The 23,956-nt window shown below is 63.1% G+C and carries 22 protein-coding genes and 2 pseudogenes; 15 read left to right on the plus strand and 9 right to left on the minus strand.

The window, feature by feature from the left end; all coding sequences use genetic code 11:
- Nucleotides 1-60 precede the first annotated feature (60 nt).
- From ACF2JD_RS15100 to ACF2JD_RS15110, 3 genes are read right to left on the minus strand one after another with little or no spacing between them, the layout of a single operon-like run.
- Entirely contained in the window at nt 61-915 is an 855-nt protein-coding gene (locus ACF2JD_RS15100) for a 23S rRNA (adenine(2030)-N(6))-methyltransferase RlmJ (RefSeq protein ID WP_440987716.1), read from the minus strand.
- Nucleotides 909-1,370, minus strand: coding sequence for a DUF2390 domain-containing protein (locus ACF2JD_RS15105; RefSeq protein ID WP_163134798.1), 462 nt, complete (start codon nt 1,368-1,370; stop codon nt 909-911). Before ACF2JD_RS15105 ends, ACF2JD_RS15100 begins: the two co-directional genes overlap by 7 nt.
- Nucleotides 1,363-3,273, minus strand: coding sequence for an ABC transporter ATP-binding protein (locus tag ACF2JD_RS15110; protein WP_440987717.1), 1,911 nt, complete (start codon nt 3,271-3,273; stop codon nt 1,363-1,365). Before ACF2JD_RS15110 ends, ACF2JD_RS15105 begins: the two co-directional genes overlap by 8 nt.
- Nucleotides 3,274-3,425: 152 nt before the next feature.
- On the opposite strand from ACF2JD_RS15110, the gene ACF2JD_RS15115 reads away from it, so the two are divergent.
- The 3 genes from ACF2JD_RS15115 (at nt 3,426) to ACF2JD_RS15125 (ending at nt 6,529) form a co-directional block, all read left to right on the plus strand.
- Nucleotides 3,426-3,836: a CBS domain-containing protein gene (locus tag ACF2JD_RS15115; RefSeq protein WP_106887734.1), complete on the plus strand. Its 411-nt coding sequence runs from the start codon at nt 3,426-3,428 to the stop codon at nt 3,834-3,836.
- A gap of 318 nt (nt 3,837-4,154) precedes the next feature.
- Complete coding sequence (locus ACF2JD_RS15120; protein ID WP_303809113.1) at nt 4,155-5,219, plus strand: porin; 1,065 nt, start codon at nt 4,155-4,157, stop codon at nt 5,217-5,219.
- A gap of 350 nt (nt 5,220-5,569) precedes the next feature.
- Nucleotides 5,570-6,529, plus strand: a complete 960-nt coding sequence (locus tag ACF2JD_RS15125; protein ID WP_440987718.1) for a chemotaxis protein CheV — start codon at nt 5,570-5,572, stop codon at nt 6,527-6,529.
- 174 nt (nt 6,530-6,703) lie between these two features.
- Here ACF2JD_RS15125 and ACF2JD_RS15130 read toward each other — a convergent pair whose 3' ends face one another.
- Nucleotides 6,704-7,312 (minus strand): arylesterase, encoded by a 609-nt coding sequence (locus tag ACF2JD_RS15130; protein WP_106887731.1) that lies wholly within the window; start codon nt 7,310-7,312, stop codon nt 6,704-6,706.
- A gap of 57 nt (nt 7,313-7,369) precedes the next feature.
- Between ACF2JD_RS15130 and ACF2JD_RS15135 the strand changes: the two genes are divergently transcribed.
- The 6 genes from ACF2JD_RS15135 to ACF2JD_RS15160 all read left to right on the plus strand — a co-directional run bounded on the left by ACF2JD_RS15135 (nt 7,370) and on the right by ACF2JD_RS15160 (nt 10,635).
- Nucleotides 7,370-8,095 (plus strand): ABC transporter ATP-binding protein, encoded by a 726-nt coding sequence (locus ACF2JD_RS15135; RefSeq protein ID WP_234567681.1) that lies wholly within the window; start codon nt 7,370-7,372, stop codon nt 8,093-8,095.
- Between the two features lie 100 nt (nt 8,096-8,195).
- On the plus strand, nt 8,196-8,891 hold the full coding sequence (locus ACF2JD_RS15140; protein ID WP_440987719.1) for an ABC transporter permease: 696 nt from the start codon (nt 8,196-8,198) through the stop codon (nt 8,889-8,891).
- Nucleotides 8,892-8,904: 13 nt separating this feature from the next.
- Nucleotides 8,905-9,501 carry an FtsX-like permease family protein gene (locus ACF2JD_RS15145; protein WP_440987720.1) on the plus strand — a complete coding sequence of 199 codons (597 nt, stop codon included), beginning with the start codon at nt 8,905-8,907 and terminating at the stop codon, nt 9,499-9,501.
- A complete protein-coding gene (locus tag ACF2JD_RS15150) occupies nt 9,498-9,782 on the plus strand; it encodes a hypothetical protein (RefSeq protein ID WP_440987721.1) in 285 nt (94 codons plus the stop codon). Before ACF2JD_RS15145 ends, ACF2JD_RS15150 begins: the two co-directional genes overlap by 4 nt.
- A gap of 24 nt (nt 9,783-9,806) precedes the next feature.
- Nucleotides 9,807-9,935: a hypothetical protein gene (locus ACF2JD_RS15155; protein WP_440987722.1), complete on the plus strand. Its 129-nt coding sequence runs from the start codon at nt 9,807-9,809 to the stop codon at nt 9,933-9,935.
- Nucleotides 9,928-10,635: an FtsX-like permease family protein gene (locus tag ACF2JD_RS15160; RefSeq protein ID WP_440987723.1), complete on the plus strand. Its 708-nt coding sequence runs from the start codon at nt 9,928-9,930 to the stop codon at nt 10,633-10,635. The genes ACF2JD_RS15155 and ACF2JD_RS15160 overlap by 8 nt, the downstream gene beginning before the upstream one ends.
- A 125-nt stretch (nt 10,636-10,760) precedes the next feature.
- On the opposite strand, the pseudogene ACF2JD_RS15165 reads toward ACF2JD_RS15160, so the two are convergent.
- Nucleotides 10,761-11,667, minus strand: a pseudogene (locus ACF2JD_RS15165) (TIGR01777 family oxidoreductase).
- Between the two features lie 713 nt (nt 11,668-12,380).
- Here ACF2JD_RS15165 and ACF2JD_RS15170 point away from each other — a divergent pair.
- Nucleotides 12,381-13,463 carry an EAL domain-containing protein gene (locus tag ACF2JD_RS15170; protein ID WP_440987724.1) on the plus strand — a complete coding sequence of 361 codons (1,083 nt, stop codon included), beginning with the start codon at nt 12,381-12,383 and terminating at the stop codon, nt 13,461-13,463.
- A 117-nt stretch (nt 13,464-13,580) separates the two neighbouring features.
- Here the strand turns inward: ACF2JD_RS15170 and ACF2JD_RS15175 are convergent, their stop codons facing one another.
- Together ACF2JD_RS15175 and ACF2JD_RS15180 are read right to left on the minus strand one after the other, a co-directional pair.
- A complete protein-coding gene (locus ACF2JD_RS15175) occupies nt 13,581-14,762 on the minus strand; it encodes an aminotransferase-like domain-containing protein (RefSeq protein WP_168234459.1) in 1,182 nt (393 codons plus the stop codon).
- A 245-nt stretch (nt 14,763-15,007) separates the two neighbouring features.
- Complete coding sequence (locus ACF2JD_RS15180) at nt 15,008-16,075, minus strand: M20/M25/M40 family metallo-hydrolase (RefSeq protein WP_440987725.1); 1,068 nt, start codon at nt 16,073-16,075, stop codon at nt 15,008-15,010.
- Nucleotides 16,076-16,352: 277 nt separating this feature from the next.
- Here ACF2JD_RS15180 and trmB point away from each other — a divergent pair, with 277 nt between their 5' ends.
- The 5 genes from trmB to ACF2JD_RS15205 all read left to right on the plus strand — a co-directional run bounded on the left by trmB (nt 16,353) and on the right by ACF2JD_RS15205 (nt 20,195).
- On the plus strand, nt 16,353-17,066 hold the full coding sequence (trmB, locus tag ACF2JD_RS15185; RefSeq protein WP_139436010.1) for a tRNA (guanosine(46)-N7)-methyltransferase TrmB: 714 nt from the start codon (nt 16,353-16,355) through the stop codon (nt 17,064-17,066).
- 43 nt (nt 17,067-17,109) lie between these two features.
- A complete protein-coding gene (locus ACF2JD_RS15190) occupies nt 17,110-17,442 on the plus strand; it encodes a YggL family protein (RefSeq protein WP_106887723.1) in 333 nt (110 codons plus the stop codon).
- A gap of 97 nt (nt 17,443-17,539) precedes the next feature.
- Nucleotides 17,540-18,460: a glutaminase B gene (gene glsB, locus ACF2JD_RS15195; protein WP_167402288.1), complete on the plus strand. Its 921-nt coding sequence runs from the start codon at nt 17,540-17,542 to the stop codon at nt 18,458-18,460.
- A gap of 38 nt (nt 18,461-18,498) precedes the next feature.
- Nucleotides 18,499-19,782 (plus strand): rhodanese-like domain-containing protein, encoded by a 1,284-nt coding sequence (locus ACF2JD_RS15200; RefSeq protein WP_420920710.1) that lies wholly within the window; start codon nt 18,499-18,501, stop codon nt 19,780-19,782.
- A 203-nt stretch (nt 19,783-19,985) separates the two neighbouring features.
- Nucleotides 19,986-20,195 (plus strand): YgdI/YgdR family lipoprotein, encoded by a 210-nt coding sequence (locus tag ACF2JD_RS15205; RefSeq protein ID WP_106887720.1) that lies wholly within the window; start codon nt 19,986-19,988, stop codon nt 20,193-20,195.
- A 63-nt stretch (nt 20,196-20,258) separates the two neighbouring features.
- Here the strand turns inward: ACF2JD_RS15205 and ACF2JD_RS15210 are convergent.
- A pseudogene (locus ACF2JD_RS15210) lies at nt 20,259-23,717 on the minus strand (ATP-binding cassette domain-containing protein); the annotation flags it as partial.
- Between the two features lie 21 nt (nt 23,718-23,738).
- A complete protein-coding gene (locus tag ACF2JD_RS15215; protein ID WP_440987726.1) occupies nt 23,739-23,927 on the minus strand; it encodes a hypothetical protein in 189 nt (62 codons plus the stop codon).
- Nucleotides 23,928-23,956 lie beyond the last annotated feature (29 nt).

Genomic DNA, 23,956 nt, shown 5'->3' on the forward strand with positions numbered 1-23,956 from the left:
CAACGGCAGACAGAGAAAAGCCCCTTTCGGGGCTTTGTCATTTTTGTGAGCGATGAGGGCTCAGTCGGCGGCTTTGTTGAGCCACTCCACTCTGTACTGGGCGCCGGCGCCCTGGGTCAGCTTGGCGCACAGGGGTTTGAGGAAGGCTTCGATCTGCTCATCCAGCATCCAGGGGGGGCTGACGATCAGCATACCTGAGCCGTTCATGCCCCAATCGGCAGTCTGACCGGCCACTTCCAGCTCGGCCACCAGGACGTTACCGAAGTTTTCCCGCTTGATCGCTTTGAGCATGTCGCGGGACTTGTCCGCCTCCTGCCCGAGGATGGGATACCAGAGGGCGTAGATGCCGGTGGCCCAGCGCTTCTGTGCCTTTTTCAGGGTGTCGACCACGGCGAAGTAGTCTTCCTTCAGCTCGTAGGGAGGGTCGATGAGCACCAGGCCGCGGCGCGGGGTGGGGGGCAGCAGGGCGATCAGCCCCTCGAAGCCGTCACGGTGGTGCACGGCGACGCGGGGGTCATAGCCCATGTTGGCGCGCAGGTCCTCCACCTCGTTGTTGTGCAGCTCCATCAGCGCCAGCTTGTCCTGCTCGCGGGCGAGGCGGCGGGACAGCTCGGGGGAACCCGGGTAGTAGTGCAGCTGACCATCGCTATTCATCTCTTCGATGACGCCCAGATAGGGGGCCATGGCGGACCACTGGGCGCGCTCGTCCCACAGCCGGCCTATGCCGTCGGCGTACTCGGCCTTCTTCTGGGACCAGTCGCCGCGCAGGTCGTAGAGACCGCCACCGGCATGGGTGTCCAGCACTATGAAGGGTTTCTCCTTCTTCTTGAGGGACTCGATGATCAGGGCCTGAACGGCGTGTTTCAGGACGTCGGCATGGTTGCCGGCGTGAAAGGCGTGGCGGTAGCTCAGCATAATAGGTCTCTGAGGGGGCCCTGCTGGGCACCCAGTAACGATAGATAGTTCAACAGGTTGTGACTCTTGCCACGAAACAGGGAGAGGCCGCGCAGGGTCTGCAGCAAGACCCCCTGTTGCAACCGCTCCAGCTCCAGCTCGTGGGCCAGCATGGCCTGATACTCTTCCTCGGCCAGCCGCGCCTTGGCCTGCTGGCGTAGGGTGCGCCAGGGGAGCAGCACCGCCTCGGTCTGGACCAGGGCCGGTTGCAGATCGGTGAGATCGACCGGGATGCCGAGCAGATCCAGGTGGTGCAGCAAGAGCGCCAGATTGACGTTGCCCCCCAGCGTCTGCACGTTGAGCCAGTCCTGGCTACGCTCACCATAGACCTTGCCGCTCCAGTGCCAGAAGCCCAGCGGCGTCGGCAGCTCGTGCACGGCGACCCGCTCGCTTGCCATCAGCTGTTCATCACGCAAAGAAGGCCTGCTCCATGGTTTCCAGCTCCTCACAGAGGCTCATCCACTCCAGCTCCACCTCTTCCAGCTGCTCCTTGAGGGGGCCCTGGGATTTGAGCAGCTCGGAGAGCCTGGTTTTAGCGCTCTCTTCGTAGATGGCGGGGTCGGCCAGCTGGTTCTCGATGTCGCCTAGCTTGCCCTGCAGCTTCTCCATGCTGGCCTCGAGCTTCTCCAGCTTCTGGCGCAGGGGCCGGGTCTGCTGACGGAACTGGGCCTCGAGCCGCTTCTGATCCTTGCGTGCCACCGCCGAGTTGGCGGAGACGGTGCCATCCGCCGGTTTGGCGTTGGCCTCTTTCTCCTGCTCGCCGAGCCACTTGTGATAGTCGTCCAGATCGCCGTCGAACGGCTCTACCCGACCACCGTGCACCAGATAGAAGTCATCCGTGGTGGTGCGCAGCAGGTGACGGTCGTGAGAGACCACCACCATGGCCCCCTCGAAGCCTTGCAGCGCCATGGTCAGGGCGTGGCGCATCTCCAGATCCAGGTGGTTGGTCGGTTCATCCAGCAGCAGCAGGTTCGGCTTTTGCCAGGTGATCAGGGCCAGCACCAGCCGCGCCTTCTCGCCGCCGGAGAAGGGGGCCACCTTGTCCAGCGCCTTGTCGCCGTGGAAGCCGAAGCTGCCGAGGTAGTTGCGCAGCTCCTGCTCGGACTTGTCCGGGGCGAGGCGAGCCAGGTGATCGAGGGGGGTATCGTCCAGACGCAGGGTTTCGAGCTGATGCTGGGCGAAGTAGCCGATGCTGACACCGGCGCTCACCTCCAGCTTGCCCGACAGCGGCGCATTGGAGCCCGACAGCATCTTGATGAAGGTGGACTTGCCGGCGCCGTTGCGTCCCAGCAGGCCGATGCGCGAGCCCGGCACCAGGTTCATCTTTATCTTCTCCAGGATCACCTTGTCACCGTAACCGGCGCACAGGTTCTCCATGGCGATGAGGGGTGTCGGCAGGGCCGAGGGCTCGCGAAACTCGAAGCTGAACTCGGAGTCGGCGTGGGCGGGCAGGATCTTCTCCATCCGCTCCATGGCTTTCAGGCGGCTCTGGGCCTGGCGCGCCTTGGAGGCCTTGTAGCGGAAGCGGTCCACATAGGCCTGCATGTGGGACATCTCCCGCTGCTGCTTCTCGTACATGGATTGCTGCTGGGCCAGTTGCTCGGCGCGCTGCAGCTCGAAGTCGGAGTAGCCGCCGGTGTATTCGTTGAGCTTGCCGTTCTCGATGTGGATGATGCGGTTGATGACCGAGTCGAGGAAGTCGCGGTCGTGAGAAATCAGCACCAGCGTGCCCTGATAGCCCTTGAGCCACTTCTCCAGCCAGATGACGGCGTCGAGATCCAGGTGGTTGGTCGGTTCATCGAGCAGCAGCAGATCGGAGCGGCAGAGCAGGGCCTGGGCCAGGTTCAGGCGCATGCGCCAGCCACCGGAGAAGCTCTTCACCGGCGAGTCGAGCTGATCGCCACCAAAGCCAAGACCGTGCAGCAGCTCGGCTGCGCGGGCGCGGATGCTGTAGGCGCCTATGGTGTCGAGTCTGCCGTGCAGCTCGGCGACCAGGAGGCCATTGTCATCGGCCTCGGCCTGGGCCAGCTGGGCTTCGAGGGCGCGGAACTCCTTGTCGCCATCGACCACGTATTCGAGCGCGGAGCAGTCCAGCGCCGGGGTCTCCTGGGCCACGCCGGCAATCTGCCAGCCGGCGGGCAGGCTGAAGCTGCCGTTGTCGATGGCCAGCTCGCCCCGCACCAGCGCAAAGAAGGTGGACTTGCCACAGCCGTTCTTGCCCACCAGGCCCACCTTGTGGCCGGGGTGAATGGTGGCGGACGCGTTGTCCAGCAGCGTGCGGCCGCCGCGGATCAGTTCGATTTGACTGGCAACTATCATGGATGGATCTGCTTGGCTCAATGAAGGGGAGAAACTGGCGCGGATCTTACGTGAAATGACTCGGATTTGCACTTGAGGCTGGGGGGCATGGCTGGCTGCGGCAAGAAAAACGTGCCATAACAGAGACATCTGTCAGGGGGCAGGAGGCTTCCATGTTGATTAAAGAGATCATGACGACCCGGGTCGCGACCGTTTCCATGGATGACAGGCTGGGTGTCATCAAGGAGATCTTCGAGCAGGCCCACTTTCGCCACCTGCTGGTGCTGGAAGAGGAAGTGCTGGTGGGGGTCATCTCGGACCGGGATCTGCTGCGCGCCCTCAGCCCCTATCTCGACACGGATGCCGAGATGAACCGCGACACCGAGACCCTCAACCGGCGGGCCCACCAGATCATGAGTCGCCAGCCTATCACCATCTCTCCCGAATCGTCCTTGCCGGAAGCCGCCGCCATCATGCTGGAGCAACATGTCTCCTGCCTGCCGGTACTGGAAAACGGCGCCCTGGTCGGCATCGTCAGCTGGAAAGACCTGCTGCGGGTCATGCGGGACTGGCAACCTGCCTGAGGCCTCTTTGGGAGCGAGTGGAACCCGCTCCCTCGGGCTTTCATTGACCCCTCCTCGATATAACCCTCTGTCATTTCTAGTTACGACCTTCCTGTTGTTCTGAGTTATTAATTTAATTGGATTAAAATTCCGCAACCACCTTGATTTGCGACATTTGATGTCGCAACAGGCAGGATAAATCGAGTATTTCTAATTAATCGACCCCTTCTTCAGTTCCCATCAAGGTTCGCAGATCTACCCTAGGTCATCGGAAATGAACCCGATTCAAAATGACAACGACCGAGCACAGGTCTGGTTTACACCTCAGAGGAACGAACAATGAAAAAGACAGCATTGACGATGGCCATCTCCAGCCTGCTGCTGGCCGGTGGTGCACAAGCTTCTACCGTTTACAACCAGGATGGTACCAAGCTTGACATCGGTGGCCGTGTTCAAGGCATGTACTACGGTAGCGACAACGACGACGAGAGTGGCGATCAGAGCTACCTGCGTCTGCGCATCGGTGGTGAGACCCGCATCAACGAAGAAACCGTCGCCAACGGCTTCGTCGAGTACAACGTACCGACCAACAGCTCCGACAACGAGCTGCGTTATGCCTACGTTGGCATCAAGAACGATCGTTTCGGCGCCTTCAGCTACGGTCGTCAGGATGGTCTGATTGCCAAGGCCGTTAACGATTACACCGACGTTCTGCCGGAGTGGGGCGGAGATGGCCTGGGCAAGGGTACCGAAGTGTTCGGTACCGGTCGTACCAACGGCCTGGCTCAGTACCTCTACACCTTCGACGGCCTGGTGCTGGGTGCCCAGTTCACCGGCGAGAACGAAGCGCAGAACGAGAGCGCGTCCAGCTGGACCAAGGGCTCCGAAGAGGGCTACGCCCTGTCTGCCAACTACAACTTCGACATGGGCATCAGCCTGGGTCTGGCCTATAACCAGGCTGGCAAGACTGCCGATCAGGCTGCCAACTCCAACTTCGGTGGCAGCGAAGACGCCAAGCTGACCGCAGTCGGTATCAAGTACAACGCCAACAACCTGTACGCTGCCGCGACCTACGCCTATGGCGAAGACCATGTCTATGTGAACCAGTCTGGCTACAACGGCTACGCCGAAGAGAGCAACGGTTACGAAGCCGTGGTTCAATACACCTGGGGTCAGTGGAAGCCGTCCCTGGCGTATAACCGCCTGGACGTGAAGGGTGAAACCTTCGACGACACCCTGACCGAATACGTCTCCATCGGTGCCTGGTACAACATCAACGATAACTTCGACGTTTACGTTGATTACAAGGCCAACCTGCTGAGCAGCGACGGCACTGACGGGTACAACAAGTTTGGCCAGAACACCGACGACGTCGTTGGCGTGGCCATGCAGTACCACTTCTAAGTCGTTCCCTGACTGCCTACTGTATTTTTTTGACCGGCCGCTTCGCGGCCGGTTTTTTTATGGGCGCAAAACCAGCTGTGCCCTTTGTCGGCCGTCAGGCCAATCCCGGGTTCAGCATTGTCCCCTCCTGGTCGATAACTCTTATTGTCGGGTCGATGGGGATGAGGGGTTGCTGACATGGGGCTATGGGGTGAGGATCACGCCCCGCGGTCAAGATCCTATCTTTTCTCGACCCTTTTCATTATTTGTATAGAGACTTGCGTTGCTCCTGTCGGTGGAATGCGGGTCTGGTTGGCATGCTGGCGCCCCATCGCGGGGCGGCACTCGGGAAACGGACGTAAGGGCTTTATATGGCGAGCATATTGGATTCAGTGGATCAACGTACCCAGCTGGTGGGTGAGAATCGCCTGGAGTTGTTGATGTTCCGGCTGGGTACCCAGCAGCTGTTTGCGATCAACGTCTTCAAGGTGCGGGAGGTGGTGAAGCTGCCCCATCTCAACAAGATGCCGGGCTCCCATCACAACATCAGCGGGGTGGCGAACATCCGCGGCGTCTCCATTCCCGTCATCAACCTGCGCGGCGCCATCGGCATGCGCCCCATGGCGGTCGACAACGAATCCAACCTCATCATCACCGAATACAACCGCACCATTCAGGGGTTCCTGGTGGGGCAGGTGGCCCACATCGTCAACATGACCTGGAAGGACATACTGCCGCCCCCCCGTTCGGCGGGTCGTGCCAACTACCTCACCGCCATCACCCGCATCCCGGAGGGAGGGGTCGACCAGATAGTCGAAATCATCGACGTGGAGAAGGTGCTGGCGGAGATCATCACCTATGACATCCGCATCTCGGCGGAGGTGCTGGACAAGGAGATCCTGCCCCAGATGCAGGGGCGCCGGGTGCTCATCGTCGATGACTCCAGCACGGCGCGCAATCAGGTGCGCGAGACCCTAGCCCAGCTCGGCCTCGAGGTGATCGAATGCCAGGATGGACTGCAGGCGCTCAAGCTGCTCAAGGGGTGGTGCGATGCGGGCAAGAAGGTGACCGACGAGATCATGCTGATGATCACGGACGCCGAGATGCCGGAGATGGATGGCTACCGCCTGACCCACGAGGTGCGCAGCGATCCGCGCATGGCCGATCTCTTCATCACCCTCAACACCTCCCTGAGCGGCAACTTCAACGAGGCCATGGTCAAGAAGGTGGGGTGTGACCGCTTCATCTCCAAGTTCCAGCCTGATCTGCTGGTCGGGGTCACTCAGGAGCGCATGCGCCAGATACTGGGGGTGGGGTGTGAACCCGCATAGTCGGCAGCGTCGTGCCTTGCCAACTGACAGTCGAACTGGCCTGCTGGCAGGGGGATTCACGAATGCATGGGTCAGAACCTGAGGCTCTGGATCTGGCGAAGACAGATAGCAACGCACCCGCCTTGGCGGGTGCGTTCGTTTTGGTGGGTTGGAGCCCTCGTTCGCTCCTTGGGGTCACTGGGTCAGCAGGGGCTCGATGAAGCTCGCGACCCGGTCGCGGATCTGGGGCTGCGCCGCCGCCGTGGGGTGGAGCCCATCGTTCATCATGAGTTCAGGGCGCAGCACAATATCATCGATAAAGAAGGGCATCAGCGGCAGGTCATTGGCCTGCGCCAGCTCCGGAAAAATCTGCTCGAACTGCTGCAAATAGCGGGCGCCATAGTTGCGGGGCAGCTGGATCTGGGTCAGCACCGTCTTCGCCTGGCTGGCCTTGGCCAGCTCCACCATCTTGGTGAGGTTGGCCCGGGTGATGGCGGGGGCAAAGCCGCGCAGGCCATCGTTGGCCCCCAGCTCGATCAGCACCCAGTCAGGCTTGTGCTCTTCGAGCAGGGTGGGCAAGCGGGCCAGCCCACCCTGGGTGGTTTCACCACTGATGCTGGCGTTGATGAGCCTGTGCTCGCCACCCTGCTGCTGCCACTTCTCATTGAGCAGGGCAGGCCAGCTCTGTTCGGCCTGCATCTGGTAGCCGGCACTCAGGCTGTCCCCCAGTACCAGCAGGGTTTGCGCCTGGACCGATGAGATCCAGCAACACAGGCAACTCAAGACGAACAAGACACGCGTCATGCATTCAACTCCCACGATCTATTGTCATTACAGGTTAAGGCAAACAGGAAACGCATCATGAGTTCAACGCCCATTATCACCGTCAGGGGGCTCGGCAAAACCGTTCGCCTCGGCCAGGAAAGTCTCACCATCCTTGAAGGGATCGATCTGCAAGTCAATACCGGCGAGACGCTGGCCCTGGTCGGCGCCTCCGGATCCGGCAAGTCCACCCTGCTCGGCCTGTTGGCCGGACTCGACCTGCCGAGCAGCGGCGAGATAGAGATCCTGGGCCAGTCCCTGACCCGGCTGGACGAGGAGGGGAGGGCCAGATTGCGCGCCGAGCAGGTGGGGTTCGTGTTCCAGTCCTTCCTGCTCTTGCCCACCCTGAGCGCCCTGGAGAACGTCATGCTGCCGGCCGAGCTGCGCGGCGAGACCGACTGTGAGCCCAGGGCCCGCGAGCTGCTCACCCAGGTCGGTCTGGCCGAGCGACTGCACCACCTGCCGCCGCGCCTCTCCGGGGGGGAACAGCAGCGGGTCGCCATAGCCCGGGCCTTTATGACCCGGCCTCAGTTGCTATTGGCTGATGAGCCCACCGGCAACCTCGACAGCAAGACGGGGGAGACGGTGATCGAGCTGCTGTTTCGTCTCAACCGTGAGCACAACACCACCCTAGTGGTGGTGACCCACGATCATGAGCTGGCCCAGCGCTGCCAGCGGCAGCTGGTGATGGCGGCGGGACGGCTGGAGGCGGATGCGCCAGCATCCGAAGCCACCTTGGCTCCCCGTGTCAGGGAGCTGTCATGAATCAATGGAAGAAACGGGAATTCAAGCCGCTTCGCCGGGAAGGGTTCAGCGGTGAGTTGCTGTTCTGGCTTGTGCAGGCGCCGGGCATGGGGAGCAAGTCATGAGTCAATGGAGACTGGGTTTCAAGCTGCTGCGCCGGGAAGGGTTCAGCGGCGAGCTGCGCTGGTTCGTGCTGGCGCTGGCCCTGAGCGTGGCCTGCGTGCTGAGCGTGGCCCTGGTGGCTGACCGGCTGGATGCGGGGCTCAAGGCCTCGGGCCGGGACTTTATCGGGGCGGATCGGGTGCTTCGCTCCGCCACACCGGCGCCCGAGGCCTGGCTCGCCCAGGCGAAGCAGGAGGGGCTCCTCGTCCAGACCACGGTCAGCTTCAACAGCATGCTGTTTCACGGCGACGGCCTGCAGCTGGCGTCCATTCGCGCCGTGCCGAGCGATTTCCCCTTCTATGGCAAGCTGGAGCTGATGCCCCAGCGCGCCCCGGCGCCTGGCGAGATCTGGCTCTCCGCCCGGGTGATGCAGTTGCTCGGCGCCAAACTCGGGGACGAGCTGGAGGTCGGCAACACCAGATTGAAGGTGGCGGGGGAGCTGGGCCAGGAGCCGGATCAGGGCTTCAGCCCCTTCCAGATGGCGCCAAGGGCGCTGATCCACAGCGCCGATATCGAGGCGACCGGCGCCCTCTTGCCGGGCAGCCGCCAGCAGTGGCGCTATCTCATCAAGGGGCCCCGGGAGGGGATCGCCCGCTATGAGCGCTGGCTGATGCCGCAATTGCAGGCCGGACAGAAGCTGGATCAAACCGGATGACAGCGAATCCCAAGTGGGTCGCTCGCTGGCCAATGCCGAGCGTTTCTTCCGGCTTGCCTCGCTAAGCGGGGTGTTGCTGGGGGCGTTGGCGATGGGCATTGCGGTGCGCCACTTCGCCGAGCGCCAGACCAATATGGTGGCGCTGCTCAAGACGCTGGGGGCATCTCGTCGCTCGCTCTGGCAACTGATGGGAACCCTGCTGCTGTCGCTGACGCTGATCGGCGCGCTGCTGGGTCTGGTGGCGGGCACGCCATGCAGTGGATCACCTTGCAACTGCTGGGGGACCTGCTGCCAGCCGGATCTGCCGCCGCCCTCCTGGCGCCCCTTTGCGCTGGGCGTGGCGGTGGCGCTCTTTATCACCCTGCTGCTCGCTTTTGTGCCCTTCTTGCGGCTGCTGAAGGTGCCACCGCTGCGGGTATTGCGCCGGGAGCTGGAGGCGGGGATTCCCCCCTGGCTGGCTCTGCCGGTCGGCCTGCTCGGGCTGTTTGCGCTGGTCTGGGGCTTTACCGCCGATGTGCGGCTGGCGCTGGGTCTGGTCGGGGGCATGGGATTGCTGATGGGGCTGCTGGCGCTGCTGGCAGCCCTGATGTTGCGGCTGGGGCGAGAGTGAGCGGGCCTCATGCCTTGCGGCTGGCGCTGGCCCACCTGTCGCGCGAGCGCAGCAGCGGCCTGTTTCAGCTGGCGGGCTTTGCGCTGGCGCTGATGCTGTTTGGCTTGCTCTGGGCGGCCCGGGTCGATCTGCTGGATGAGTTTTCGGCTCGTCTTCCCGTCGATGCGCCCAACCGTTTTCTGGTCAATGTGGCCGAGAACGAGCGCGAGGGGATCCTGGCGAACTGGCGTCAGCCGGGGCCACCACCTCCGATTTCTATCCCATGGTGCGCGGCAGGCTGACCCATATCGCCGGTGAGGCGGTGGGTGAGGAGCAGTGGCCGCGAGGGGGTGAATCGCGAGCTCAACTTCACTACCACGGCGACCCTGCCAATCGACAACAAGCTGGTGGCCGGGAAATGGCTCGGCTGGGCCCGGCGAGGTGTCGGTGGATAGCGAGCTGGCGGGCCGGCTCGATATCGCTGGGGGACATGCTCGCTTTACCATAGAGGGGCGCAGCTTCGGCGCCAGGGTCACCAGTTTGCGCAGCATCAAGTGGGACAACATGCGCCCCAACTTCTACATGATCTTCTCCGAGGATCTGCTGGCACCCTTCTCCCGTACCTGGCTTGGTAGTTACCGATTGCCGCCTGAGGGACGCAGTGCCGAGGTGGAGCTTATCCGTCGTCACCCCACGGTGAGTCTCATCGATGTGGAGGATCTGATAGGGCGGCTGACTGTGGTTTCGGATCAGGTGAGCCGCGCACTGGGGCTGATGCTGGGGCTGGTGACTGTGGCCGCCCTGCTGGTGCTGTTGACCCAGACCCAGGCCAGCATGGCCGACCGGCGCCGGGAGCTGCTCTTGATGCGCACCCTGGGGGCGGGCAGCAAACTGCTGGAGAAGATGCTGCGCTGGGAGCTGGTGGCCAGTGGCGCCCTGGCAGGGCTGTGCGCCGCCATGGTGGTGGAGCTCTGCTCCTTTGGCCTGCAGTGGTGGTGGTTCGATGGCCAGTGGCAGTTCCACTGGGCCATCTGGGCCGGCTTGCCCTTGCTGGGGGCCCTGCTGGTGACCCTGGCCGGTCAGGGCATACGCCGTCAGCTGCTGGCGGGCACCCTGAGCGACCGGCTGCGGGGGCTGGGTCAGGGGTTGCTGTAATCCCGCCAGCGCGAGCCGATGCCACTGAGTGCAATAGCGCAGCCACCATAAACAAGCAGCCCGGCCATTGGCCGGGCTGCTTGTTATCCGGGCGCTGACGAGCGGATGCAGCGAGCGGGTGTGAGTTAGCGGGGCTCACGCAGCAGATTGGTGAGGGCGCTCGGCAGCTCGGGATAGCTGAAGTGGAAACCGGCCTGTTGCAGCCGTGCTGGTATCACCTTGCTGTCCGGTCAGCAGCAGATCTGGCCGCCTCCCCCATCACCAGTTGCAACAGCGGCGCCGGGACGAAGAAGAGGTGCGGACGGTGCAGCGTGGTGGCAAGGGTCTGGCTGAACTCCCGGTTGCTGACCGGATGGGGCGCAGTGCCGTTGAAGATGCCGCTGCACTCTTCGTGTTCCAGCAAGAACAGCATGGCGCGCACCAGATCCTGCACATGGATCCAGCTCATCATCTGGCTGCCCGATCCCATGGGGCCGCCGAGTCCGAGTCGATAGGGGGGAGCATTTTGGGCAGGGCGCCGCCATCCATGCCGAGCACCAGCCCGATCCGCACGATACAGACCCGGGTTTGGCGGCTCTGGGCCTCTTGCGCCAGGGTTTCCCACTGCTGGCAGAGCTGGTGGGTGAACTCGTCGTTGGGAGAGCGGCACTGCTCGTCGAGGGTTTCATGCCCTGTCTGCCATACCAGCCGATGGCGGAGGCGTTGATCAGCACCTTGGGCGGCGTGCTGGAGAGCTTGATGAGATCCACCAGCTGCTCGGTCAGCAGCCAGCGGCTATCGCAGAGCAGCTGTTTGCGCGACTCGCTCCAGCGTCCGGCGGCGATGGGTTCACCGGCCAGATTGATCACCGCGTCCACGTCATTGAGGTCATCGAGCCGGTCGAGGTTATCCAATACCTTGATGTCGTGGCCGAGCAGGGATATAAGCGCGGCTGCCCTGCCTGCTCAGTACCACCACCTCGTGATTGACCTTGAGATGGGCCACCAGCTTGCGGCCGATAAAGCCGGTTCCTCCGGTAATCAGAATCTTCATCGCTGCATGCTCCTGCTGCTGTTGGCTCAACTTTAATGGTGTGGCTTCCCTTCAACAAGTGAGACGTGCTTCGGGAGTTTTCTGTTTGACGTTTGTTAACTCTATCCTCTTCTTACGACATATTGTTGAACAATAGTTTGAATTGATTGATTTTTGTTGGGTGGACATTTGTTGAACAATCGCTATTATGGCGACCCTTTTCGCCTGTCCACCGAGGCTGTCACCCTTTATCCGAGCATCAAAGAGGCCGCCATGCCATTTCGTCGTTTGAAACTTCGCCAGCTTTACTCGAGGATTCTCTTGGCGCTGCTGGGGGTCGGCTCCTGCTGCTGGGGGTTGTTGCCGTTATCTGGCAGACGGTGACGGAGATAAGGCAGGATGCCGATTCACGGTTGCAGCATGCCAGTGTGATGTTTGAGCGCTCCATGGCCATGCCCAGCAGGCGGCCATCAATGTGGAGGGGATGCTTGGAAGCCCTGCAAGGAGGCGGCACAACTGCTGCGGAACAGGTGGCCGACAGTGCCGGATGTGCGTTCCGTCAACCTGGCCGAGGGCAGCGACCATCTACTGCACCTCGCTCTATGGCCCGGTCGATGGCCCCTTCAAGCCGACCGCTATGGGTGGCAGGCTGCAACTGCTGCCTGGCAATGAGGTCACACCGGAATCGCCCCCTGATCGTGCTGCGTCATGAAAGGAGACAAGGCGCCTTCAGCGTGCTGGTCGGTGTAGATGGCTACTACCTGCGCAACATTCTGGACATGCTCCAGCCGCAACTCCCCCCTGGGCTGGTGGTGGGGAAGATGCTGGCGGGTTTGGCTCAGGTCAGGTCGGGGCTCCCGCCGGACAGAAGGGCTATCTGGAGGAGACCTCCGGCCAAGTATCCGTTCAAGGTGGTGACCCGAGTATCGGTCGATGAGTACAGGGCCCACATCTGGGACTACTCCAAGGTCGGCATCATACTCTATCCCCTGCTGAGCGTGCTGTTCGGGGTGGGGATCTTCTGGCTGACGGGGCGCTCGACCTCCCCGACCCAGGAGCTGAAGCGGGCGCTGGATCAGCAGGAGTTCATCCCCTATCTGCAACCCGTGGTGACGGGGGAGGATGCACACTGGAGCGGCTGCGAGGTGCTGATGCGCTGGCAGCATCCCCGTCAGGGCATGATCTCGCCGGATCGTTTCATTCCGCTGGCGGAAGACAGCGGCCTCATAGTCCCCATGACCCGGCTGCTGATGGCCCAGGTGCGGGAGGCCTTTGCCCCCCTGGCGGACCAGCTGCCCAGGGGGTTCCACTTCGGTTTCAACATCAGCGCCAGCCACTGCAAGGATCTGAGCCTGCTGGACGATTGTCGGGACTTCATCGGCGCCTTCCGGGGGAACCCCATCAAGCTGGTGCTGGAGTTGACCGAACGGGAGCTGATAGTGGCGGACGAGACGACGGATCGGCTGTTTGCCGAACTGCATCAGCTCGGGGTCTTCATCGCCATCGACGACTTCGGCACAGGCCACTCCAGCCTGACCTATCTGCAGGCCTTCCAGGTGGACTTCCTCAAGATAGACAAGAGCTTCGTCGGCATGATTGGCTCGGATGCGCTCTCCAGCCACATAGTCGAGAACGTCATCGATCTGGCGACCCGGCTCGGTTTGCTGCTGGTGGCGGAAGGGGTGGAGAACCAGGTGCAGGCCGATTATCTGAAGGAGCGCCAGGTGAGCTTCCTGCAGGGCTACTTCTATGGCAGGCCCATGCCGATGACGGCCTTTGCCAGCCTGCTGCCCACCCAGACGTCGCCGTCAGCCTGAGGGCGCCGCGCCAAGGCGCTCGGCTCCAATGGCTTGCCGCCCGCTCACAGGGGCTGACGGTGAGGCATAAAAAAACCAGCGACCCAGGTCGCTGGTTTTTTTTCATCCCCGGAGGGCTTAGAGCATGCGGGACAGGGCGCGGCAGAGGCGCTTGATGCCCTCTTCCGTGGTGGCCTCATCCACACAGGAGAAGCTCAGGCGCAGGGTGTTCTGGATCTCGGGGCGCACATAGAAGGGGGCGCCGGGCACGAAGGCGACCTTCTCCTTTATCGCCTCGTCGAACAGGGCCATGGCGCTGATGCTGGGCGGCAGGGTCAGCCAGAGGAACATGCCCCCCTCGGGGCGGGTGTAGCTGACGCCGGGCGGGCAGTGACGGCTCAGGGCGGCCTCCATGGCGGCCCGCTGGCGGCCATAGACCTCCTTGATCTTCTCCAGATGAGCGTCGAGCGAGTGATCGGTCAGGAAGCGGTGCAGCACCTGCTGGCTGAAGGCGTTGCTGTGCAGATCCGTGGCCTGCTTGGCGATGGTGACCTTCTTGCGCAGCCAGTCCGGCACCAGCATCCAGCCCAGACGGAAGGCGGGCACCACCGTCTTGGAGAAGGAGCCGAGCAGCACTGTATTGTCCGGCGCCAGCTTGGCGATGGGGGGCAGGTGTTCACCCTCGAAGCGCAGCTCGCCATAGGGGTCGTCTTCCACCATCAGCAGATCGTGGCGCACCAGGCGCTCGGCCAGCGCTTCGCGGTTGGCACGGCTGTAGGAGACCCCGCTCGGGTTCTGGAAGTTCGGCACGCCGTACAGCAGCCTGGCGCTGGAACCCTGCTCCAGCAGCGCATCCAGCGCGGCCAGATCCAGTCCCTCTTCCCCCAGGGTGATGGGCTTGAAATTCGGTTGATAGACGGAGAACGCCTGGATGGCACCCAGGTAGCCCGGCTCTTCGATGATGAGATCCTGCCCTTCGTTCACCAGCACCTTGCCCAGCAGATCCAGCGCCTGCTGGGAGCCGCTGGTGATGAGGATGTTGTCCGGGTTGACCACCATGCCGTGGCGGCTCTGGTAGCGATCGGCAATGTACTGGCGCAGCGGGGCGAACCCTTCGGTGGTGGCGTATTGCAGCGCCGCGGCGCCCTGCTCGCGCAGCACGTCCTGGCAGGCTTGCTCTATGGCCTTGACCGGGAACAGGTGGGGATTGGGCAGGCCGCCGGCGAAGGAGATGATCTCCGGATTGGCGGCGACTTTGAGGATTTCACGGATAAAGGAAGGCTCGACCTTCTCGAAGCGCTGGGCAAAAAACGGCTGCATAGGGTTCTCTCTGACTAGGTGGCGGTCGCTCCATTCAACCGCCAGGTTATCCGTTTGTATCAGATTTCAGAAATGAGGCAATGGCTGTCACAAAAATCCATAAAAAAGGGCAGGTTTGGCACCTGCCCGAATTTTATCGTCTCTACCCTGGCCGGGGGCGCAAAAACCCCTGTCAGGTGTTCATCTGCCCTGAGCCTGGAGCCCGGGCTCTTTCAGCCTGAAGACGCAGATCATCGGCTTGGTGCTCAGAGCCCGGGTTCTTTCAGGAAACTGATCATCAGATCCGTGTTGGCACCGAGTTGCTGCTGGACCCGGCCCGGGAACAGTTCGGCCATCTTGTCGAGGCGGTCGTGCTCTGTGTGCCAGATCTTGCCCCACTGGGTCTCGCTGTCCCGATCGCAGGCGCTCTTGCTGGCCTCGTCGTAGCAGTCCCACAGCGCCGGGTTGGTGCTCTGGGAGTAGCCGTCATAGCCATCTTCCCCGTTGATGGTGAAGTTGGTGGCTTCCACGTAGGCGATGGGCACCCCCAGGCAGGCAAAAGGCGCATGATCCGACCAGCTGCCGGTCTCCCCTTCCGGGTAGCCGCCGTAGCTGGGGTGAATGGCGAACGGGGTGGCGCTCTGCTTGGAGATGGCCAGCAGGCGGTCGCGCACCTTGGGATCGAAGCTGTAGCGGCTCGGCTCGGCGCAGCTGTACTCGGCCACGTCCGAATGGGCGGAGTGGACGTAGACGATGTCGCCCCCGGCTATGGTGTCGTAGTTCACCATGGCCAGCAGCTTGGCGACGGCGTCGGCATCCAGGCTGGCGGCATAGGCCTTGGAGCCGTTGAGGCCGTTCTCCTCAGCCCCGAAGAAGGCGAAGCGCACAGTGTAGGGCAGGGTTTGATCCTTGAGCGCCTCGGCGACCGCCAGCAGGGCCGCGACACCGGCACCGTTGTCGGTGGCACCTTCGGAGCCCTTCTTCTCGCCTGTGCTGTCGTAGTGGGCGCCGATGAGGATCACCTTGTCACTCTGGCCCTTGAGCTCGGCGACCAGGTTCTGGGAGTGCTTCTCGGTGCCGCTTCGGGTGTAGGTGAAGGGCTGGCTCTGCACCTCGTAGCCCCAGCCGGTCAGATGGTCCTGGATCCAGGCGGCGGCGCGGGTCTCGGCCTCGGTGCCCGTGGGTCTGGCACCTATTCCCTCGGCACTCGAGCTCAGCTGCACCAGGTATTCATAGGCCTGGGTGGCAGGGGCGGGGGGCTGGGAGTCATTATCCGAGGGGTTGCACCCGGCCAGCAGGGCCGAGATGGCGAGGGTCAAAAGGGCTTTTTTCATACTGCAATCCTTTGTTGTGTATGGTTTTATTTTTCCGCGTCAGGATGCACCTGACGCCCCGCAGATTCTGTGAAGGGGGTGGCATTTGTCAACCGCAGTGGCGGAATTGGTCAGTCAGGGGGGATTTGTTTTGCGAAACACTTGCGCCTTGGGCCTATCTTGGGATAATTCGCTCCCCTGTTTTTGCCGATTGATGAAATAACGAACCAACCAGGTCGGCCTAAACCCGGATTGACCCCGGTTCTGTTACCCGGATTGATGAAATAACGAGACAATTATGCCTGTGACCCAAGATGTATTTAACGAAGACGGCAAGTTCATGCGCAAGATCCGCAGCTTCGTCCGTCGCGAAGGCCGCCTGACCAAAGGGCAGGAGAAGGCCCTGGAAGAGCTCTGGCCGGTCATGGGCATAGATTTCGCACCACAGCCCCTCGACATGGTGGCGCTGTTTGGCCGCGAGGCCCCGGTGGTGCTGGAAATCGGCTTCGGCATGGGCGCTTCCCTGGTGGAGATGGCCAGGAATGCCCCCGAGAAGAACTTCATCGGCATAGAGGTGCACTCCCCTGGCGTGGGTGCCTGCCTCGGTACCGCCCAGGAGGCGGGCGTCACCAACCTGCGCGTCATCTGCCACGATGCGGTGGAAGTGCTGGAGCACATGATCCCGAACGGCTCGCTCTCCTGCCTGCAGCTCTTCTTCCCGGATCCCTGGCACAAGAGCCGCCACCACAAGCGCCGCATAGTGCAGCCGGCCTTTGCCCAGGACATCCGCCAGAAGCTCGCCATAGGTGGCGTCTTCCACATGGCCACCGACTGGGAAAACTATGCCGAGCACATGCTGGAAGTGATGAGCGCCGCCGAGGGGTACGAGAACACCTCCGCCACCGGCAACTGGGTGCCCCGTCCCGACTGGCGTCCGCTGACCAAATTCGAACAACGTGGCCATCGTCTGGGCCACGGTGTCTGGGATCTGATTTTCAAGCGTGTCAGCTGAGCTGGCGCGTCAACTCGCGTATCAACTAACTTGAGGAGCTATCATGGCCAATCGTAGCCGCCGTCTGCGTAAGAAACTGCGCGTCGATGAATTCCAGGAAATGGGTTTCGACATCAGTTTCAACTTCCCGGTCGGCACTGCCGAAGAGACCATCGATGCGGTAGTCGATGCGATGATCGATGAGGTTGTTGAACCTCGCAAGCTGGCCTTCGCCGGTTCAGGCCACCTGGCCTGGGAAGGGATGATCTGCACCCAGCAACTGGGCAAGTGCACCGAAGAGGACCGCGCCGTCGTCAAAGCCTGGCTGGAAGGCAAGGGAATGGAGGCCGTGGTGGTCACCGAGCTGTTCGATCTCTGGTACGGCGAGCCGGCCTGATATCTGACTGCCTCTCGGGCAGATAGAAAATCCCGCCGCCGGCGGGATTTTTGTCGGTGAGCCTGGCCTCACCCCGTCTCACGTCATGGAATCGTCTATGGTGTTGTCATCCGAATTACTGGCCAGCATCCTGGAAGAGGTGCGCCCGCTGCTCGGGCAGGGCAAGGTGGCCGATTACATTCCCGCGCTGGCACAGGTGCCGGCGGACAGACTCGGGATCGCTGTCTGCACCGTGGAGGGGGAGCTGTTCACCGCCGGTGATGCCTTCGAGCCCTTCTCCATCCAGAGCATCTCCAAGGCCTTGAGCCTGACGCTGGCCCTCACCCTCTATCAGGAGGAGGAGATCTGGGCCCGGGTGGGCAAGGAGCCCTCCGGCCAGCCGTTCAACTCCCTGGTGCAGCTCGAGTTCGAGCACGGCATTCCCCGCAACCCCTTCATCAATGCCGGCGCCCTGGTGGTGAGCGATCTGCTGGAGACCCGGCTCACCGCCCCGCGCCAACGCACCCTGGATCTGGTGCGACGCCTCTCCGGTAATCCGGCCATCATGGCGGACCAGGTAGTGGCCCGCTCCGAATATCAGCACGCCGCCCGCAACGCCGCCATCGCCTACCTGATGAAGGCCTATGGCAACTTCGAGAACGAGGTGGACAAGGTGCTGCAGAGCTACTTCAATGCCTGCGCCATCCGCATGAGCTGCGTCGATCTGGCCCGGGCATTCATCTACCTGGCCAACCGCGGCGCGCCGCTCGGCGAGAGCACGCCGCTCTTGCCAGCCCGTACCACCAAGCAGGTCAATGCCCTGCTCGCCACCTGCGGCCTCTATGACGAGGCTGGCGACTTCGCCTACCGGGTTGGCATGCCGGGCAAGTCCGGGGTGGGGGGTGGCATAATGGCGCTGATCCCCGGCGAACTGACGGTCTGCGTCTGGTCCCCCGAACTCAACAAGGCGGGCAACTCCCTGGCGGGCACGGCGGCGCTGGAGCTGCTGGCCGAGCGCCTCGGCCGCTCCATTTTTTAACTTTGTTCACTATGCATCGAGACAACATCATGAAACGAATGACTGGACTGTGGCGAAGCTGCCTGGCTGCCTTGCTGCTCTGGTGTGCCTGGCCCGCCCTGGCCGCCGAACTGCCCCCTCTCTCCCTGGCCGATGCCAAGGCCAAGCAGGCCGTGATCCTGGATACCCGCCCCAGCTACTTCTATCAGGGCTGGCCCATGGCGGGCGAGAAGCAGGGGGGCCACGTGGCTGGCGCCGAGAACCTCTCCGCCGAGTGGAAATACAGTGACGAAGAGTGGCCCAAGGCGCTCGCGAGCAAGGGGCTGAAGGCCGATCTGCCGGTCGCCCTCTACGGCGCCCCGCGGGAAGTGGCCGAGGTGGCCCGCCTGCTGCGCCAGCAGGGCATCAAGCAACTGTTCGAGCTGCAGGGCTGGCAGAGTGCGCCGCGCGAGCACCTGGCCCGCTGGCAGCAGCTGGTCTACCCGCTCTGGCTCGCCGATCTGCAGGCAGGCAAGCCGGTGGCCGCCACCCCCAAGGGGGACTGGAAGGTCTTCGAAGTCGACTGGGGTGCCCCCAAGGCTTATTTGCTGAGCCATATCCCGGGGGCCGGTTACATCGACACCAACCGCCTGGAAGAGGAGCCGCTGTGGAACAAGGTGTCTGACGAAGCCCTCAAGCAGCTGCTGCTGGAGAACGGCATCCGCCACGACACCACCGTCATCCTCTACGGTCGCAACACCATGGCGGCGGCCCGTGCCGCTCACCTGATGATGTATGCCGGGGTGGAAGACGTGCGCCTGCTGGACGGCGGCCTGGATGCCTGGTTCGTGCAGCACCTGCGCACCGAGACCGGCCTGGCCAACAAGTTTGAGCCGGTGAAGGAGTTTGGCGTGACCATTCCGGCCCACCCCGAGTATTACACCACGCTAAGTCAGGCGAAAGAGTTGCTCAAGCAGCCCGATAGCGCCCTGGTCAGCGTGCGCACCTGGGACGAGTTTGTCGGCAACACCTCCGGCTACAGCTACATCAAGCCCAAGGGCGACATCCCAGGGGCCAAGTGGGGTCACGGCGGCGTGGATGCCAACAGCATGAGCGACTTCCACAACCCGGACGGTACCATGAAACCGGCCCGCGAGATCCTCGCCATGTGGGACCAGTGGGACATAGCACCCACCCAGCAGGCCGCCTTCTACTGCGGTACCGGCTGGCGCGCCTCCGAGGCCTTCTTCTACGCCTGGCTGATGGACTGGAAGCGGATCAGCGTCTATGACGGCGGCTGGTACGAGTGGAGCTCAGACCCCAAGAACCCCACAGTCACAGGTGAGCGCAAGCCACAGGGCTGATAACGCCAATGCGTTGCCCACTCGAAGGCCGGACCCATGTCCGGCCTTTTTTCATCTGGGTATCCTGGCGCATCTCGATGTTAACTCGCTGATTCAGCTCGCTGTTCTCATATTTTGGTGACACTCATTCGGGTGAGGGCGCTTGAGCTAGGCTTCAAGAAACATCCTCGTCCTGAGGATGCAGGAGGGAGAAGAGGCGGGCGATGAAACGACTGATGATGGTCCTGGTGTGCATGCTGGGGCTGGTGGCGTGCAGCTCTCAATACATCATGAGCACCCGGGACGGGAAGATGATTACCACCGACAGCAAGCCCAAGCTGGATGAAGACACGGGCATGTACCGCTACTACGACGAAGAGGGGCGGGAGATGTTGATCAACAAGGATGACATCACCCAGATCATGGAGCGCTGAGGCGCACGACGAGTAGGGCTGCCCGCGGGCAGCCCTTCTGACGTCGGCAAGGCAACGCAGATCTCAGCCCGTCAGTTCCCCCACCTGGCGGTTCACCTGACCGGCAAACAGCTGGTGGAAGCGGGAGTCCGGATTGGCCAGCAGGCTGACCGGGGATCCCTGCTCCACCACAGTGCCAGCCTCCATCACCACCACCTTGTCCACCGACAACAGCGGCTCCAGATGGTGGGCTACCACCAGATAGCTGGCCTCTGGCCGGTAGCGATAGAGCAGCTCCGCCATCTTGCGCATGCCGCCGTGGCTGAGATCCGAGGTGGCTTCGTCCAGCACGATGAGGGGGCGGCGCGACAGCAGGATGCGGGCGATCACCAGCAGTTGGGTCTCGCCGGCGGAGAGCTGCAGCCTGTCGAGATCCTCGTCCAGCCGGCCGGCGCAGCGCTCGGCCAGACCCACCCGTGCCAGCGCCTGCTCCAGCGCGGCGTCGCTCTGCTCGCTCAGGGGGGCGAGATTGGCGCGCAGGGTGCCGAAGAAGGTGAGGGGGATCTGGGAGACGGTGTCGTACAGATCGCGCACCGCCTCCGGCGCCAGCGCTGACAGCGGCTGATCGTTGTAGTAGATCTCCCCCTGGGAGCTTGGATACATGGCCTGCAGCACCCCGAGCAGGGAGCTCTTGCCTGCCCCTGTGCGGCCACAGACCCCCACCTTCTCGCCGGGGGCCAGCTCGAAGTTGACCCTGTGCAGGGCCCACTGGCTGGCGCCCGGGTAGCGCAGCCCCAGGTTGTCGAAGCGCACCGCCGGATGGGGAGTGGCGAGGGCCTCTCCCTCCTGGCGCTCGCTCTCTATCTCGCTGTATTCGCGTACCCGCTCCACCGCGTTCATCACCTGTTCCACTTCGGCGAAGGTACGGATCAGGGAGTTGAGCATGGCCGATGCGGTGAAGGCGTAGGTGATGGCCACGGCCCCCAGCAGCGGGCTGTTGCCAAAGGCCACCATCAGCGCCACGGCTCCCACCAGGGCGGCGGAGAGCAGGGTCTGGTGCATGCCGAGCCAGCGGTTGATGGAGGTGGTGGTGTACCAGCTGCGCAGGTTGTTGTCATAGTGATGCAGCACCTGATCCAGGGCGAAGCGCTCGGCCCCGGCCAGACGCAGGGCGGGGGCGCCGCGAATGGTCTCGCTGATGCTGATATAAAGCGGGGAGCGCAGCACCGAGGACTGGCGCCGCAGCTTGAGCTGCACCGCCCGGTAGCGCCGTTGCAGCACGTAGAGTGCCCAGCCCACCAGGGGGGCGATGAGCAGCAGCAGGGGAATGTTGATGCCGATGACCACCACCTGCAGCAGCACAGAGACCAGCATGCCGAACAGTCCCATCAGCATGGAGAGCAGCACCTCCTGGGCCTCCCCGAGATCCCGATCGAAGCGGTTGAGGATGCGCCCCTGGGGCACCTTGTCGAAGAAGGCCATGGGGGCGCGGCTGATGCGGCCCAGCATGCCGTCGAACAGGGTCCAGGCCAGCTTGAGGCCGAGTTTGTAGTTGATGACCCGCACCACCATGATGCAGACCAGCGATCCTGCCCCCAGCAGCACATAGATGCCGAGCAGGGTGCTCACATCGCTCACCTCGGCCTTGCCGCCGAGCCAGAGATCCGAGGCGATGCGCAGCCCCTCCTGACCTAGCGTGAGCAGCAGGGCGATCAGGATGGCGCCTGGGGCGGCCAGGCGCTGCCACATGAAGCCAAACAATCCCCAGTCTACCTTGCCCTCCACCACTTTTTCTTCGCTGAACTGCTCCGCCTCCTGGGGCGCCACCAGGGGAGTGGGTTGCGGGTGCTGGATGAGATCCGCCAGCTGGTGGGCGCCGAGCTCCACCAGGCTGCCCTGCTCGATACGGATCACCCGATCGCAGTGGGCCAGCACGTCCGGATCGTGGCTCACCAGCAGCCGGGTCGGCCCCGGCTTGAAGGCGAGCCCCTGCTCCAGCACCTGGGCCGAGACCATGGGATCCAGCGCAGACAAGGGGTTGTCCAGCAGCAGGATGTCGGCCTCTGCATAGAGGGCGCGGGCCAGGGCGACCCGCTGCTGCTGGCCGCCGGAGAGGCGGGTGCCAAGCTCCCCCACCAGGGTCTGATCCCCGTGGCTCAGCAGCCCCAGATCCGTGGTGAGGGCGCAGGCACCGAGCACCCACTGGTAGCGATCCTCGTGCCAGGGCTGGCCGAACAGAATGTTGTTGCGGATGCTGTCGTTCATCAGCCAGGGTTTGTGGCCGAGGTGCGCCACCCGGCCGTTGCGACGGATAGCCCCCTCAAAGCCGTTGTCAAAACCGGCGACCAGGTGCAGCAGGCAGCTCTTGCCCGCCCCGGTCGCCCCAGTGATCCCCACCAGCTCCCCTGGTTGTATGCTGAGGCTGACCTCTTGCAGTACAGGTTTTTGCTGGTGCAGGGCGGTGACCTCTTCCAGCCCCAGGCTGCCGACGGGCAGGCTGGTGTCGGTGAGATCCCTGTGTTGCTCCGGGCTGCTCAGAAACTCGCACAGCCGGTTGAAGCCGGTATTGAAGTTGATCAGGGTACGGATGAGGTAAGGCAGCCGCATCATGGGGATCCGCAGCACGGCGAACAGGGCTATGGTGGTGAACACCTGGGGCAGGGTCAGGCTCTGGCCCGAGGCCAGATAGGTGGTGAAGGTGGCCAGGGTCACCAGCAGCGGGGTGCTCATCATCAGGAAGCTGTTGATGGCATCGAGCTTGAGCACCCGACCGAGCACCCCCAGCTCCTGCTGGCGCTTGGCGTTGGCCGCCTTGGTGAAGAAGGCGCCGAGACCGTTCTGGCGCACCAGCCGCAGCTTCTTGATGTATTCGGCCAGTATGCCGTTGCGCTCGTCCTGCTGGCGCTTGAGCTGCTGCTCCTGCTGGTTCATGCGGCGCACCACCCGGGTGGAGAGCAGCAGCAGCAGGGTGAGCACCGCAAAGCCCACCAGGCCGGCGCTGCCCACCTGCCATACCAGCAGGGCTATGGTGCCCGCCAGTTGCAGCGCCATTGTGAGCGGCATGGCGGGATCGGCCAGGATCCAAGTAATGTCCCATACGTCCCGGTTGATGAGGTTCTGTACCCGGCCGCCGGCCCTGTCATCGAAGCTCTTGCCGCCGAGTTTCATCACCTTGGCGAGCAGGGACTCGGCCAGCAGGCGGCGAATGGGGACGTGCATCTTGAGCGCCAGTTGCAGGGAGTGCTCCGCCAGCATGCCGGCGGCCAGCACCGAGGCGAACAGGGCGAAGGCGAGCAACAGCTTGTGGCCTGTGCTGGCCCCGGTGCCGAGCTGGGTCATGCTGTGGTTGAGCAGCCAGGGGCTGGCCAGGGTGGCCAGCATGCCGATCAGCTGCAACAGGGTGAGCAGGCCGATGCGGCGGCGGTAGTGACGCCAGATAAAGGCCATGATGGGCCAGGGGCGCACCGGTGCAGCGGCGGTGAGCGCGAGGAAGGCATCGGCCCGCTCGTCGCGCCTGTCTTCCGGCAGCAGGGGGTAGAGATCAGCGGTCCCGGTTCAGGGCGATCAGTTGTCCAGCACCAGCTCGCCGTCGACTCTCAGGCCGTTGTGCTCGTACTCGTTGGTGATCCAGGCGCGGCTGTTGCCAAGGCCCCTGAGGGTGTCGCGGCTGTAGTCGAACTCCACGTACATGTCCTCGGCATAGACGGCGCAGGCCACCGGCACCTGTGTTGCGGGCCAGCTGCGCCGGGTCATAGAGCGCCCCCAGTCCGCCTTGTTGGCCA

This window comes from Aeromonas ichthyocola (assembly GCF_046087985.1).
Taxonomy (GTDB): Bacteria; Pseudomonadota; Gammaproteobacteria; order Enterobacterales; family Aeromonadaceae; genus Aeromonas; species Aeromonas rivipollensis.